This is a genomic window from Corallococcus silvisoli, from assembly GCF_009909145.1.
In the GTDB taxonomy this organism is placed as follows: Bacteria; Myxococcota; Myxococcia; order Myxococcales; family Myxococcaceae; genus Corallococcus; species Corallococcus silvisoli.
In genome coordinates, this window is the sequence record NZ_JAAAPJ010000026.1 from 1 (window position 1) to 13,633 (window position 13,633).

11 protein-coding genes are annotated in these 13,633 nt (G+C 69.6%); 8 read left to right on the forward strand and 3 right to left on the reverse strand.

Features of this window, described 5'->3' with window-relative positions; genetic code table 11:
- The first annotated feature begins 537 nt into the window (after positions 1 to 537).
- From GTY96_RS34395 to GTY96_RS34405, 3 genes are all read left to right on the forward strand, one after another.
- Entirely contained in the window at positions 538 to 3,345 is a 2,808-nt protein-coding gene (locus tag GTY96_RS34395; protein WP_161666940.1) for a serine/threonine-protein kinase, read from the forward strand.
- A 111-nt stretch (positions 3,346 to 3,456) separates the two neighbouring features.
- Entirely contained in the window at positions 3,457 to 4,827 is a 1,371-nt protein-coding gene (locus GTY96_RS34400; protein WP_143908511.1) for a KamA family radical SAM protein, read from the forward strand.
- Positions 4,827 to 6,059: a KamA family radical SAM protein gene (locus GTY96_RS34405; protein WP_161666941.1), complete on the forward strand. Its 1,233-nt coding sequence runs from the start codon at positions 4,827 to 4,829 to the stop codon at positions 6,057 to 6,059. Before GTY96_RS34400 ends, GTY96_RS34405 begins: the two co-directional genes overlap by 1 nt.
- Before the next feature lie 30 nt (positions 6,060 to 6,089).
- Here the strand turns inward: GTY96_RS34405 and GTY96_RS34410 are convergent, their stop codons facing one another.
- The 3 genes from GTY96_RS34410 to GTY96_RS34420 all read right to left on the reverse strand — a co-directional run bounded on the left by GTY96_RS34410 (position 6,090) and on the right by GTY96_RS34420 (position 7,779).
- On the reverse strand, positions 6,090 to 6,671 hold the full coding sequence (locus GTY96_RS34410) for a hypothetical protein (protein ID WP_143908513.1): 582 nt from the start codon (positions 6,669 to 6,671) through the stop codon (positions 6,090 to 6,092).
- 96 nt (positions 6,672 to 6,767) lie between these two features.
- Entirely contained in the window at positions 6,768 to 7,106 is a 339-nt protein-coding gene (locus GTY96_RS34415; RefSeq protein WP_143908515.1) for a hypothetical protein, read from the reverse strand.
- 124 nt (positions 7,107 to 7,230) lie between these two features.
- Complete coding sequence (locus GTY96_RS34420; protein ID WP_143908516.1) at positions 7,231 to 7,779, reverse strand: hypothetical protein; 549 nt, start codon at positions 7,777 to 7,779, stop codon at positions 7,231 to 7,233.
- A gap of 117 nt (positions 7,780 to 7,896) precedes the next feature.
- On the opposite strand from GTY96_RS34420, the gene GTY96_RS34425 reads away from it, so the two are divergent.
- From GTY96_RS34425 to secD, 5 genes are all read left to right on the forward strand, one after another.
- Complete coding sequence (locus GTY96_RS34425) at positions 7,897 to 9,003, forward strand: SpoIID/LytB domain-containing protein (RefSeq protein ID WP_143908518.1); 1,107 nt, start codon at positions 7,897 to 7,899, stop codon at positions 9,001 to 9,003.
- Between the two features lie 9 nt (positions 9,004 to 9,012).
- Entirely contained in the window at positions 9,013 to 10,146 is a 1,134-nt protein-coding gene (gene queA / locus GTY96_RS34430; RefSeq protein ID WP_161666942.1) for a tRNA preQ1(34) S-adenosylmethionine ribosyltransferase-isomerase QueA, read from the forward strand.
- Between the two features lie 56 nt (positions 10,147 to 10,202).
- Positions 10,203 to 11,336 carry a tRNA guanosine(34) transglycosylase Tgt gene (gene tgt / locus GTY96_RS34435; protein ID WP_201756672.1) on the forward strand — a complete coding sequence of 378 codons (1,134 nt, stop codon included), beginning with the start codon at positions 10,203 to 10,205 and terminating at the stop codon, positions 11,334 to 11,336.
- 151 nt (positions 11,337 to 11,487) lie between these two features.
- Positions 11,488 to 11,838 (forward strand): preprotein translocase subunit YajC, encoded by a 351-nt coding sequence (gene yajC, locus GTY96_RS34440; protein ID WP_143908523.1) that lies wholly within the window; start codon positions 11,488 to 11,490, stop codon positions 11,836 to 11,838.
- The gene (secD, locus tag GTY96_RS34445) at positions 11,838 to 13,610 is read left to right on the forward strand and encodes a protein translocase subunit SecD (protein WP_143908525.1); all 1,773 of its coding nucleotides are present in this window, start codon (positions 11,838 to 11,840) and stop codon (positions 13,608 to 13,610) included. The genes yajC and secD overlap by 1 nt, the downstream gene beginning before the upstream one ends.
- Positions 13,611 to 13,633: the final 23 nt, after the last annotated feature.

A 13,633-nucleotide genomic window follows, 5' to 3' on the forward strand; every position in this document is an offset into this window, starting at 1 on the left:
GAGAGTAGGTCGCTGCCGGATTCTTTTTGAAAGCCCCTGGTGCCTCATGGCGCCAGGGGCTTTGTCTTTGCGGGCTTCGGATCGCCTGCCGTGAACGCACGTGTTCGCGTTCGCTCGGCTTCATGCGCTCCTTCCTACAGAATGGCGCGCTGCGTTGTGTTGAGTCGACCTCGCTCGGAGTCCGCTGTCCAGAAGGTTCAGGAGCGTCGGGCAATCTCCTCATGTGGCGGTCCAAGAAGCGCGATTCGCTGGGGGGCGAACTGCCCTCGCGGATACCCCTCGGACTGCTTCGCCTGGCCTCTTGGGGCCGCCTGGGAGGGCCGCGATTGTGATCGGATCGGTGACGTTGGCGCGCCCCGCGAATGAGGGGTGGGTCAGCTCCAGGGCGTCTGGACTCCAAGTTCTCGGATTCCTTGGGGAATCGCGTCATTGTGGATGTTTGACCGCCGTTCCTACTGGATCTAGAGTCATTGCTCCCCCCGGTCTGCGCACCGCCTGCCGCGGTTCGTACTCGCCGGCGCCGGGCAGCCCCGCGAGATGAAGAAGCCGACCTTCTTTGGGAAGTACCTGCTCCTCGAGCGCGTCAACGTCGGCGGTATGGCCGAGGTCTTCATCGCGAAGGCCTTTGGCGTCGAGGGCTTCGAGCGCATCCTGGCCATCAAGAAGATCCTCCCGACGATGGCCGAGGATGACGAGTTCATCACGATGTTCATCGATGAGGCGCGAATCAGCGTTCAGCTGAACCACGCCAACATCGTGCACATCCACGAGCTCGGGAAGCACGAGGACGCGTACTTCATCGCCATGGAGTACGTGGCGGGCCGCGACGTTCGCACGCTCCTGGAGCGCTATCGCCGTCGCAAGGAGATCATGCCCACCGCACAGGCGGTGTTCATCGTCTCGAAGATGTGTGAGGGCCTGGACTACGCCCACCGCAAGAAGGACGCGCGCGGCCAGGATCTGCACATCATCCACCGCGACGTGTCTCCGCAGAACATCCTCGTCTCCTACGAAGGCGAGGTGAAGATCATCGACTTTGGCATCGCCAAGGCCGCCAACCGCTCTCAGAAGACCCAGGCCGGCATCCTCAAGGGGAAGTTCGGCTACATGAGCCCGGAGCAGGTCCGGGGCATGCCCATCGACCGGCGCAGCGACATCTTCGCGGTCGGTGTGCTGCTCTACGAGATGCTCACGGGCGAGAAGCTCTTCGTGGGCGAGTCGGACTTCTCCACGCTGGAGAAGGTGCGCAACGCGGACATCCCGCTGCCGCGGGAATTCAACCCGAACATCTCCTCGGGCCTGGAGAAGGTCGTCCTCAAGGCGCTCGCTCGCGAGCCCGAGGACCGCTACCAGTGGGCGTCGGACCTCCAGGAGGACCTGATGCGCTTCCTCCTCGCGGGGGATGCCATCTACTCGTCGAAGCACCTGTCCGGCTTCATGAAAGAGGCCTTCGCCGAGGACATGCTCCGCGAGGCCGAGAAGATGGAGCGCTATGCCTCCGTCGAGCGCCCCGACCAGATTGAGCACTCGGGCGTGACGGTCCCGCCGCCTGCGGCGGCGCCGCCGCCCCGCGCGACCGCGCAGAAGAAGTCTCCTGCTCCCTCGGCGTCGGGCTCTCCCGTGGGCCGCGCCTCCACGGCGCCTGCCCAGCCCGCGCCAGGCTACATCCCGCCGCCCACCGCCGAGGAGCTGGCGGAGATGGATGGCGCCGCGGACAAGACGCAGATCGTCGACTCGACGCACACGTTCCGCGCGCCCGAGACCCGCATCGCTGACAGCAGCGTCGTGGTGGATGACAGCATCACGGGCCGTTCGGAGAACCCCATCGACCGGGCCGGGCACCACACCAGTGCTTCTCCGTTCGCTCGCGACGATGCGCCGCGCGGCAAGGGCAAGAGTGGCCCCAAGTCGCAGGTCATCATCGGGGATGAGGGCGGCGAGGCCTATGCCGGCGCGACCATGATCGGTCCGGCTCCAACGGCTCCTCCCTCCCGCGGGCGTGGGGGATCGGCCGCCCCGGTGCTCGACCCCGAGGAAGAGGAGACGACGGGCAACATCACTCTCCCCGTGGGGTCCCGCCACAACGGGCTCCGCGCCCAGGCCGCCGACGAGGAGGACCCGGACGGCGCCTACGACGACCAGGGCGACGAGTTCGACCGTGGAGGCGAGGAAGACTACGGGGACGAAGGGCAGCAGGACGCGGACGAGCCGCCCTATGACGACGAGGCCGACGGCCCGGCGACCATTCCCCAGAAGGCTTCCAAGATGGCGAAGCCGGCCCCGGCCGCCAAGGTCGAGGCCAAGGCCAAGGCCAAGCCGAAGGCACCGGCAGGGCCGAAGAAGCCGCTTCCCAAGCCCGCCATCATCGGCGCGGCCGTCGCGGTGGCACTGCTCCTCATCGGGGGCGTCGTGGTGATGGTCCGTGGCTCGTCCACGGGCTCCGTCAACTTCATCGTGAACGCGATGAACGCCACCGTCCTCGTGGACGGGGAGCCGGTGATCGCCAATCAGGTCATCGAGTTGTCCGCGGGCCTGCACCAGGTGACGGCCTCCGCTCCCGGCTACCAGCCCGTGAAGCAGCAGGTGGAGGTCGTCGCGGGGCAGGCGGCGACCCCCATCCTCCTGGGACTGACGGCCACCGCGCCCACTCCCAAGGAGCCCGAGCCCAAGCCGCCGGAGCCGAAACAGCCGGAGCCCCAGGTTCCCCCCACGACGCCGCCCCCGGTCGTCGACAACACGCCCCCGCCCACGACGCCGGAGCCCCCGCCGCAGAAGCCTGTCGAGCCGCCAGCGCCGAAGACGTTCACCGCCGTGTTCGAAGGCCAGGAGGGCGCGGAGATCACGGTCAACGGCAAGTCCCTGGGCAAGCTGCCCGGGGCGAAGCTCGCGGACCTGGAGATCGGCAAGAAGTACACCTTCACGGCGAAGCGCTCGGGCTACAAGCCCTTCTCGGGCGACTTCCTGTCCGGCGGTGACACGGAAGTGCGCGTGGCCGTGGACATGGAGGCCGAACCCGCGCCCGAGCCGCCCAAGCCCACGCCGCCGAAGCCGAAGCCGAAGCCTCCCGTCGTCGTCGCGACCCCGAAGCCTCCGCCTCCTCCCAAGCCCGTGGCGGCCGCCGCGATGGGCAAGTTCGCCTGCAGCACGTCTCCAGCGGGCGCCCAAATCTGGGTGGATGGAAAGAACACGGGTCGGGTCAGCCCCGTCCCGCTGGGCAATCCGCTGTCGCTCGCCGTGGGCAAGCGCAAGGTCGTCTTCAAGCTCAACGGCAAGTCGACCAAGCCCCAGGTGGTGGTCATCGAGGCGGAGGGCGTGGCCAAGCTCATCAACGTTCCGGTGAACTGAGCGGACGGGCCAGAGGGCATCTTGTGCCCTCCGAGATTGTTGAGCAGGGATGGCAGGGGGCGGGCTATGACGCCCCGCCCACGACGCTCCTTACGTTGAGGTGATGTGTCCATGAACACGATGTCCACTCGAGCCAAGCCCGACGCTGGCCCCGCGCAGCAGCCCTTCACCTATCCACTCCGCAAGGAGTTCGTGGAGCCCGACTGGCGGCGCATCCCCGGCTACAAGGACGTCACCGCGGCGGAGTGGGAGAGCTCGGTGTGGCAGCGCAAGCACACCGTGAAGAACCTGCGCGAGCTGCGGGCGACGCTCGGGGCGCTGCTGCCCGACGACCTGGCGGCGAGCATGGAGCTGGACCAGAAGGAGCGGGCGACGATGTCCATCCTCGTCCCGCCCCAGATGCTCAACACCATGAACCTGGAGGACCTGTGGAGCGACCCGGTCCGCCGGTACATGCTCCCGGCGATCGCCGACCGCCGCACCGACTGGCCCAACCACCCGCGCGCCAGCCGTGACAGCCTCCACGAGGCGGACATGTGGGTCGTCGAGGGCCTGACGCACCGCTATCCGACCAAGGTGCTGGCGGAGATGCTGCCCACCTGCCCGCAGTACTGCGGCCACTGCACGCGCATGGACCTGGTGGGCAACGACGTCCCCCAGGTGTCCAAGCACAAGTTCGCGACCGGTCAGAAGGAGCGCTACGAGCAGATGCTGGACTACCTGCGCCGCACGCCCACCGTGCGCGACGTGGTGGTGTCCGGCGGCGACATCGCGAACCTGCCCATCCAGGCGCTGGAGCCGTTCGTCAGCGCGCTGATGGACATCCCGAACATCCGGGACATCCGCCTGGCCAGCAAGGGGCTCATGGCCCTGCCGCAGCACTTCCTCCAGGACAGCGTCCTGGCGGGCCTGGACCGGCTGGCGAAGAAGGCCGTGGACCGTGGCGTGGACCTGGCGCTGCACACGCACGTCAACCACGCGCAGCAGCTCACGCCGCTGGTGGGCAAGGCCGTGCGCAAGCTGCTCGACATGGGCTTCCGCGACGTGCGCAACCAGGGGGTGTTGCTGCGCGGCGTGAACGACAGTCCCAAGGCGCTGTTGGACCTGTGCTTCACGCTGCTCGACCACGCGAAGATCCTGCCGTACTACTTCTACATGTGCGACATGATCCCCAACAGCGAGCACTGGCGGCTGTCGGTGGCCCAGGCGCAGAAGCTCCAGCACGACATCATGGGGTACATGCCGGGCTTCGCCACGCCGCGCATCGTGTGTGACGTGCCGTTCGTGGGCAAGCGGTGGATCCACCAGGTGTCGGAGTACGACCGCGAGCGCGGCATCTCCTACTGGACCAAGAACTACCGCACGAGCGTCGAGGCGAACGACGCCGACGCACTTGATCGGAAGTACGAGTACTACGATCCCATCGACACGCTGCCGGAGTCCGGTCAGGCGTGGTGGCGGGAGCAGCCCAAGGCCGCGTGATGGATTCCTCCGCGGGCGCGCTGGCGCCCTTGTTCACCCGTCCCTCGCTCAGCGCGGAGGGGCGGGCCCGGTTGTTTCCCTCCGCGACCGACGCGGAGTGGGGCGACTGGCGCTGGCAGCAGCGGCATTCGGTGCGCAACCTGGAGCAACTGGAGCGCTACGTGCGCCTGACCCCGGAGGAGCGCGCCGGGGTGCAGGAGACGTCCTCGCTGTTCCGCGTGGGCATCAGCCCCTACTACCTGTCGCTCATCGATCCCGACCACGCGTCGTGCCCGGTGCGCATGCAGTCCATCCCGGTGCGTGCCGAGGCGCGGGTGCGGCCCGGGGAGCTGGAGGATCCGCTCGGCGAGGACAAGACGCGCCCGGAGGAGTGCATCATCCATAAGTATCCGGACCGGGTGCTGTTCCTGGCCATCGATACGTGTTCCGTCTACTGCCGGCACTGCACCCGGCGGCGCATCACCAAGGGCGGCGAGGCGGAGCTCACCAAGGATCAGATGCGCCGGGGCATCGACTATGTGCGCAACCACCCCGAGGTGCGCGACGTGCTCATCTCCGGGGGCGATCCGTTCCTGCTGAGCGAGGAGCGGCTGGAGTCGCTGCTCGCGCCGCTGAGCGAGATTCCGCACGTGGAGATGATCCGCATCGGGACGCGCGTTCCGGTGGTGCTGCCCATGCGGGTCACGGATTCGTTGGCGCGCCTGCTGCGCCGCTACGCGCCCGTCTACGTCATCACCCACTTCAACCACCCGAAGGAAGTGACGCCCGAGGCCCGTGAGGCGTGCGAGCGGTTGGTGGACCATGGCGTGCCGGTGGAGAACCAGGCGGTGCTGATGCGGCAGCTCAACTCGGATGCGCGCATCATCAAGGAGCTGTCGCACGTGCTCCTGCGCAGCCGCGTGCGTCCGTACTACCTGCACCAGATGGATGTGGCGGAGGGGTGCGAGCATCTGCGCACGCCCATCGCCAAGGGGTTGGAGATCCTCCAGCAGCTGCGCGGACACACCAGCGGGCTCGCGGTGCCGCACCTCGCCGTGGACCTGCCCGGCGGGGGAGGGAAGGTCACGCTCCAGCCCGACTACGTCATCGAACGGGGCGAGCGGGAGACGCTGTTCCGCAACTACAAGGGGCAGACGTACGCCTACCCCGAGCCCGAAGAGACGGATTGCTCCTGCCCGTACGACGAGGTGTGGCAGGCCCGGGCGCGGGAGCTGCGCGCCGCGGGTCGCTGACGGCCCCGAAGTCCTGGCGCGCGCTGGGAGCTACTTGCCGCGCTTGGAGCCCGACTTGGACGCCTTCCGGCCGGGGGCCGAGTGCGGGGTGCCGCCCGTGTCACCGATGTCCACGGCCGGCGCGGTCTCCAGCTTGGAGTCGACATCGACGACGGGGTCCGCCCCCTCCTCGGCTTCGAGCTCCACGGGGTCCGCGTCGCTGAAGCCCTGCTGGATGTGGACCTCTCCGTCGCCCTTGCGCTTCTTCGCCTCGGCTTCCTTCTCCGCCTTGGCCTTGTCGTCGAGCCGCTTGGACTCGTTGGCGACGCGCTGGTTGTCCTCGGGCGTCATCCGGGCCGTGTAGCCCGCGTACTCCTTCGCGGAGACGCCGTGCTTCTCCATGACCTTGGCCGCCTCCTCCTGCTGGGCGCGGATGGACTTGCCGCGGTCCTCGTTGCTCATCTCCGACGGTTTGCGGTCGCCGTACTCGGCGTTCACCTTGGCTTGGGCCGCGGCCTCATCTCGCTGGATGGCGGCCACCTTCTCCGGCGTCAGTCCTTCCTCCTCCGCGAAGGCAGGGGTCGCCAGCACCAGCGACGAGGCAGTGAGCATCAACGAGAGACGGGGGATCATGGGGAGGCTCCTCAATCGGACCCATCATAGGCATGGAGCCCGAGGGGACGCATGGGCGAGCGCCTCCCGGTGGGCGGTTCTTCGCCGCGCGCCAGCTCAGGGGGCCTGACAGCGGGTGCAGCCGTCTCCGGCGCCCGCGCACTGCTCGCGTGCCTTGGCGCAACGCGGCGGCAGGTCGTCGCGGTCCGCGTTCCGGTCCACGAGCCCGCAGAGCCGCTCCGCCGTCGCGCAGGTCTTCGCGGAGACGTCGCACTGCTCCGCGCAGCTCATGTTGTCTTCCTGCTCGCGTGCCCGGAGCTCGTCGAGGCGCGCCTCGATGCCGTCGATGGCCGCGTCGTCATCTCCGGCCACCCGCGTGTCCACGTGCTTCGCGCAGCCCGTCAGCGCGAATCCCACCAAGACGAAGAGGGCCATCCACGACCGGGTCGCTCGCATGCCCTACCCATATGCGCCCGCTCCGGGCCGCGTCCAGTCGCCCACTCCCTCGGCTGGGTTCGGCAATGGAGAACGGGTCCTGGGGAAGTGGGGGGCGCTCACCGTGGAGGGCGTGGGCCCGGGGTCAGCGTCGTTCCGGTGAGCGCATGCGGCGCTCGGGTCTGGGGTCTGGCTCCGGGGGCCGGGTCCAATACAGCCAGGCCGTCAGGGCCAGGAGCGCGGCCACGGCCAGCCGGCGCAGCCATTCCTCCCGGGCCCTTCGGGGGGAGTCCGCGTCCGCCTGCGCGGCCTGGGCCAGCGCGGCCTCCACCTGCGGCCCTGCTTCATGCATCCGCCGGCACAGCTGGGCCACCGGGGCGAGCGCGACCGGAACAGGGGCGGTGTCTCGCTCCACGGCCGCGGCCAGCATGCGCTCCCAGGCGGCGGCCTCCTCCGCGCTCTCCGGAGGCCTCGCGGGCTGCCCCGCCTGCCGGGCTAGCTCCACGCCCGCTCGCAACAGGAGCACCGAGAAGGCGTCGCTCGAAATCCCGTACCAGGTCGCGCACTCCTCGAGCGGGCGGCGCTCCACGAGCCGGCGGACCAGCACGGCGGACGCGCGGGGCTCCAACTCGCGCAGGGCCGCGACCAGGGCCTCGGGGGGGAGGCGGGCGGCATCGGGGACGGAGGGGGTCATTCGGGGCTCCATTTTGCGCCATCCGCCGGGGGATTTCGCGGCCTCATCCGCCCCGGCGCGTCCGGGCCCCCGGCCGATTTCTTGAGGCGGATCGCCCCGCCCCTAGACTGTTCAACCATGTTGCAACGTGTGGCATTGCTGCTGCTCCTGCTCGTGTCGTCGCGGGCGTCCGCCGTGGAGACGATGCGCATTGCCATGGACGACCCCGGAGACGAGGTGCGCGTCAGCGGGCGCGGCCTGGGCTTCGGACCCGATGCCGAAGACGGTGCCTTCGTCGCCATCACCGCCGGTCAGGCCCAGGTGCGCCGCCGCAATGGGCGGCTGGAGGTCAACGGGGCCCCCGTCATTGGCGACGCCATCCGCTTCCGAGGCGGCATGGAGGCCTCCGACGCGGGCGGGCCCGGCAACGAGCCCCTCAAGGCCGGCAGCGCGCAGGTCCGCGGCGACGTCGTCGTGCGCCTCTACCGGGACAGCCTCCAGCTCATCAACGTCATCCCGCTGGAGGACTACCTCGCCGCCGTGCTGGGCAGCGAGATGCCCGTGTCGTTTCCCCTGGAGGCGCTCAAGGCCCAGGCCGTCGCCGCGCGCACTTACGCGCTCCAGAAGAAGCTGGACTCCTACGGCGCCGCCTTCCACATGGGCAGCAGCGTGCTCCACCAGGTGTACGGCGGGGTGAACCGCGAGGACGCCAAGACGCGCGCCGCCGTCGAGGCCACCCGCGGCGAGGTGCTGACGTACGACCTGGCGCCCATCGAGGCGTACTTCCACGCCTCCTGCGGCGGCCACACGGAGTCCGGCCAGGACGCCCTGCAGCGGAACCTGCCGTACCTCAGGCCCGTCGACTGCCCGTGCGGAAAGCTGCCCGCCAGCCGCTGGTCCGCGACCCTCTCCGAAGCCGAGCTGCGCAAGGCCCTGAAGTCCTCCCCGGAGGGGCTGCGCGTCACCGGCCGCACGTCCACGCACCGGGTGACCCGCGTGACGCTGAAGGACGGCACCGTGGTGGACGGCGTGCTGTTCCGGCGGAAGCTGGGCTACACGCGCCTCAAGAGCCTGGACTTCGACGTGGAGGCGTCCGGCAAGGACTATGTGTTCACCGGCCGTGGGTTCGGCCATGGCGCGGGCCTGTGTCAGTGGGGCGCCAAGGCCTTCGCGGACCAGGGCCGGACGTACCGGGAAATCCTCTCCCACTACTACCCGGGCGCCGAGTTCCAGCAGCTCTACTGACCGCTCTGGATGGGTTCCCCAGGCGGCGCGGGGGCTGCTACAAGCGCTGACCCCGTGTCGTCCCTCCTCTCCGACTACGATTTCGAGCTCCCCGAGGCGCAGATCGCCCAGGCCCCGCTGCCCCACCGGGACGCGTCGCGCCTGATGGTCGTCAGCCGTGCCACCGGCGCCTGGAGCCACCAGCACTTCACCGACCTCGTGGACCTGCTTCGCGAGGGCGACCTGCTCGTGCTCAACGACGCGCGCGTCATCCCCGCTCGCCTGCTGGGCCAGAAGAGCGGCACCGGAGGCCGCGTGGAGCTGCTGGTGGTCCGGCCCGCCGCGGCCGCGACGCTCACCTCCGCCGCGCTGGGCGGCGCGCCCGAATCGCTCGACTGGGTCTGCCTGGGGCAGGCGTCCAAGGGGCTCAAGCCCGGCCAGTCCGTCACCTTCGCCGGAGGCCTGTCCGCCGAGGTCCTGGAGGCCCTGGGGGGAGGGGAGTACCGGGTGCGCTTCCATGCGGCCCCGGGCGCGTCGCTCGCCAGCCTGTTGGAGGCCGCGGGCCGGCTGCCCCTGCCGCCGTACATCACCCGCGAGCCCGGCGCCGCGGACGCGGAGCGCTACCAGACCGTGTACGCCCGCGCGTCCGGCGCCGTGGCCGCGCCCACCGCCGGGCTGCACTTCACCGAGGACGTGTTCGCGCGGCTCGCGGCGAAGGGCGTGGGGCGCGTGGAGGTGACGCTCGACGTGGGGCCCGGCACCTTCCTCCCCGTGCGCGAGGAGGTGCTGGACAAGCACCACATGCACCCGGAGCGCTTCACCGTGCCGGAGGCCACGGCCGCCGCCGTGAACGGCGCGAAGGCGGAGGGCCGCCGGGTGGTCGCGGTGGGCACCACGGTGGTGCGCACGCTGGAGTCCGCCACCGACCCCCAGACGGGCCGGCTGAGGGCCGGGCCCGGGGAGACGGCGATGTTCATCCGCCCCGGCTATGTCTTCCGCCAGGTGGACGTGCTCCTCACGAACTTCCACCTGCCGCGCTCCACGCTGGTGATGCTGGTGAGCGCGCTCCTGGGCCGGGAGCGCACGCTCGCCGCGTACCAGGAGGCCGTGCGCGCGGGCTACCGGTTCTTCAGTTACGGCGATGCCATGTTGGTGAAGGAGTGAGTGCCGTGGTCGACGAGCAGCGCAAGGAGAAGGGCGATACCCGCGTGCCCCCGGGGCTGGTGCGCTTCGAGCTGTTGCACGAGGACGCCGGCACCCAGGCCCGCCGCGGCCGGCTGCACACGCCCCACGGCCCCATCGAGACGCCCATCTTCATGCCCGTGGGCACCGTGGGCAGCGTCAAGGGCGTGGGCCCGGACGACCTGCTCGCCCTGGAGGCGCAGATCATCCTGGGCAACACCTATCACCTGATGCTGCGCCCGGGAGAGCCGCTCATCGGAGAGATGGGCGGCCTGCACCGCTTCATCTCCTGGGACCGCCCCATGCTCACGGACAGCGGCGGCTTCCAGGTGTTCAGCCTGTCGGAGAAGCGGAAGATCACGGAGGAGGGCGCCGCCTTCCAGTCGCACCTGGACGGCTCCCGGCACTCGCTGTCGCCGGAGCGCTCCATCGCCATCCAGGAGACGCTGGGCGCGGACATCATCATGGCGTTCGATGAGTGCCCCCCGTCCACCGAGGACCGCGCCTACCTGGAGAAGTCCCTGGCCCGCACCACGCGCTGGCTGCACCGGTGCGTGAAGGCGTGGAGCCGGGAGCGCTCGTCGCTGTTCGGCATCGTACAGGGCGGCCTCCACGAGGACCTGCGCAAGCGCCACGCGGAGGAGGTGTGCGCGGTGGACCTGCCCGGCTACGCGCTGGGCGGCTACTCCGTGGGCGAGGCGCCCGAGGCGATGCACGCGGGCGTGGCCTACTCCGCGCCGCTCCTGCCCCGCGACCGCCCGCGCTACCTCATGGGCGTGGGCACGCCGCTGGACCTGGTGACGTGCGTGGAGCACGGCGTGGACATGTTCGACTGCGTGCTGCCCACGCGGTGCGCGCGCAACGGCCTGCTCTTCACCTCGGAGGGCAAGCTGGTCATCCGGAACGCGGCATACGCCAGGGACCCGCGTCCCGTGGACCCGGCGTGCTCCTGCTATACCTGCCGCACGTTCAGCCGCTCCTACCTGCGCCACCTCTTCGCGGCGGGGGAAATCCTCGCGATGCGGCTCAACACGCTGCACAACCTGCACTACTTCCTGGACCTGATGGCCCAGGTGCGCCGGGCCATCGCCGAGGACCGTTTCGCGGCGTTCGCCCGGGACTTCCGGGCCCGGGCCCACGCTCAGGAAGCCGAGCGCAAAGGCGGCCGGTGAGCGGCCAGAGGCTTTGCCACGCTTCCGGCGTTCACTTGCTCACATGGGGCGCCCTTGCTAAGAGGCCACCCTTTCGGATGATTTGCCCCCACCCGTCCGCCGGGTCGGGGCGCGCTTTCCGAGTCCTCCCTCTCAAACGACGAGGCAGTGTGTGGCTGACAGTTTCCTGATTCTCGCGCAGGCCGGGGCCGGTTCTCCCCTGGGGACCTTTGGCTTCCTCGCCGTGCTGGTCGCCATCATGTACTTCGTGATGATCCGCCCCCAGCAGAAGCAGCTCAAGGAGCACCGCGCCCTGCTCGCGGGGCTGAAGAAGGGGGATGACGTCGTGACGCAGGGCGGCATCCTCGGGCGCATCCATCAAGTGGATGACACCACCGTGACGGTGGAAGTGGCCAGCGGCGTGCGCGTGCGCGTGCTGAAGTCGGCTGTCAGTGCGAAGGGGTCCGTTCCGGTGGCCGGGGCCCCGGCGACGACCCCCGCCGAGAAGAAGGAGGAGAAGTAATGGACCGCGGCTGGTGGTGGAAGTTCGGAATGATTGTCGCGGTGACGCTGGGAACGTTCTGGTTCCTCGTCCCGACGTACTACTCGCTGGTGGTGTTGGACCGCTCCGAGCGCAACAACATCGCCGTGCTGGAGCAGCGGCTGCCCAAGTGGGCGCCCCCGGCCAGGTACCGCCTCAACCTGGGGCTGGACCTGCAGGGCGGCATCCACATGGTCATGCGCGTGGACACCAAGACGGCCCTGCAGAAGCGCACCGAGCGCCGCGGCCAGCAGATCGCCACGTACGTCAACGACAAGAAGCTGGGCGAGGTGACGGCGGACACGGATCCGGAGCGGCTGCAGCTGACGCTGACCGCGAAGGACCCGGCGACCATGGACGCCATCCAGAAGGAGGTCCTGGCCACCTTCACCGACTTCTCCCTGGACTCGCGCAACGGCGGCACGCTGGTGCTCAAGCCGGACGAGGGCCAGGTGAACCGCTTCCGCGATGAGGCCGTGGACCAGGCGATGCTCGTCATCCGCCGCCGCATCGACAAGTGGGGCGTGGCGGAAGTGGACGTGCGCAAGCTGGGCACGGACTCCATCCAGATCTCGCTGCCCGGCCGCAGCAACCCGGAACAGGCCAAGGAGCTGGTGGGCACCACCGCGCAGCTGGAGTTCCGGATGGTGGACGACACCAACCCGCAGGTGTTCGCGCAGATGTTCCAGCAGCACCCGCCTCCGGCCGACAGCAAGATCACGCTGGTGGATGACGAGGGCTTCCCGCAGCTGTCCTCGCCCAACCGCGAGGCGCTGCTGGCGTACGCGAAGGACAAGACGCCGGAGGGCCGCGACGTCGTGACCCAGTGCGTGGCGAACCCGGTGAAGAAGAACGACTGCCTGTCCTACCGCAGCTACCTGCTGGACAAGAACGTGCCGCTCACGGGCGAGAGCCTGTCCGGCGCGGATGCGTCCGTCAGCCAGATGAACGAGCCGGAGGTGAACCTGGCGTTCGATCCGGCCGGCGCGCGTGAGTTCGAGAAGCTGACCGAGGCCGCCGTGGGCCGCCGGATGGCCATCGTGCTGGACGACAACGTGCACACCGCCCCGCGCATCAACGAGAAGATTGGCGGCGGCCGGGCGCGCATCACCATGGGCCGCGCCGGCGCGCGCAGCTTCGAGGAGTGGCTGGGCGAGGCGCAGACGCTGGCGCTGGTGCTCAAGGCGGGCGCGCTGCCCGCGCCGGTGACGGTGGGCGAAATCCGTCAGGTGGGCGCGACGCTGGGCGACGAGCTCATCAAGAAGGGCAGCCTGGCCGCGCTGGTGGGCCTGGCGCTCGTCGTGGTGTTCATGGCGGTGTACTACCGCAAGTCCGGCCTCATCGCGGACGTGGCGCTGCTGCTCAACGGCCTGCTCATCCTGGCGGGTCTGGCGTTCTTCAACGCCACGCTGACGCTGCCGGGCATCGCGGGCTTCGTGCTCACGCTGGGCATCGCGGTGGATGCGAACGTGCTCATCAACGAGCGCATCCGCGAGGAGCTGTCCCACGGCAAGTCCGCGCGCGCGGCGGTGGACCAGGGCTACGACCGCGCCTTCTGGACCATCTTCGACGCGCACGTGACGACGCTCATCGCGGGCTTCATCCTGTTCTTCACGGGAACGGGCCCGGTCCGCGGCTTCGCCACCACGCTCATCGTGGGCCTGCTGGCGTCGCTGTTCACGTCCATCGTCGTGACGCGCGTCATCACGACCTACTTCGTCCACGGCCGTAACGCGCAGTCGGTGTCCGTCTAACCGGCCCAGGCGCCACGGGAACC

Bases quoted from the DNA above. Each gene is read 5' to 3' on its own strand.
- GTY96_RS34395 (WP_161666940.1), top strand. From the start codon at position 538: ATGAAGAAGCCGACCTTCTTTGGGAAGTACCTGCTCCTCGAGCGCGTC.
- GTY96_RS34400 (WP_143908511.1), top strand. From the start codon at position 3,457: ATGAACACGATGTCCACTCGAGCCAAGCCCGACGCTGGCCCCGCGCAG.
- GTY96_RS34405 (WP_161666941.1), top strand. From the start codon at position 4,827: ATGGATTCCTCCGCGGGCGCGCTGGCGCCCTTGTTCACCCGTCCCTCG.
- GTY96_RS34410 (WP_143908513.1), bottom strand. From the start codon at position 6,671: ATGATCCCCCGTCTCTCGTTGATGCTCACTGCCTCGTCGCTGGTGCTG.
- GTY96_RS34415 (WP_143908515.1), bottom strand. From the start codon at position 7,106: ATGCGAGCGACCCGGTCGTGGATGGCCCTCTTCGTCTTGGTGGGATTC.
- GTY96_RS34420 (WP_143908516.1), bottom strand. From the start codon at position 7,779: ATGACCCCCTCCGTCCCCGATGCCGCCCGCCTCCCCCCCGAGGCCCTG.
- GTY96_RS34425 (WP_143908518.1), top strand. From the start codon at position 7,897: ATGTTGCAACGTGTGGCATTGCTGCTGCTCCTGCTCGTGTCGTCGCGG.
- queA (WP_161666942.1), top strand. From the start codon at position 9,013: ATGGGTTCCCCAGGCGGCGCGGGGGCTGCTACAAGCGCTGACCCCGTG.
- secD (WP_143908525.1), top strand. From the start codon at position 11,838: ATGGACCGCGGCTGGTGGTGGAAGTTCGGAATGATTGTCGCGGTGACG.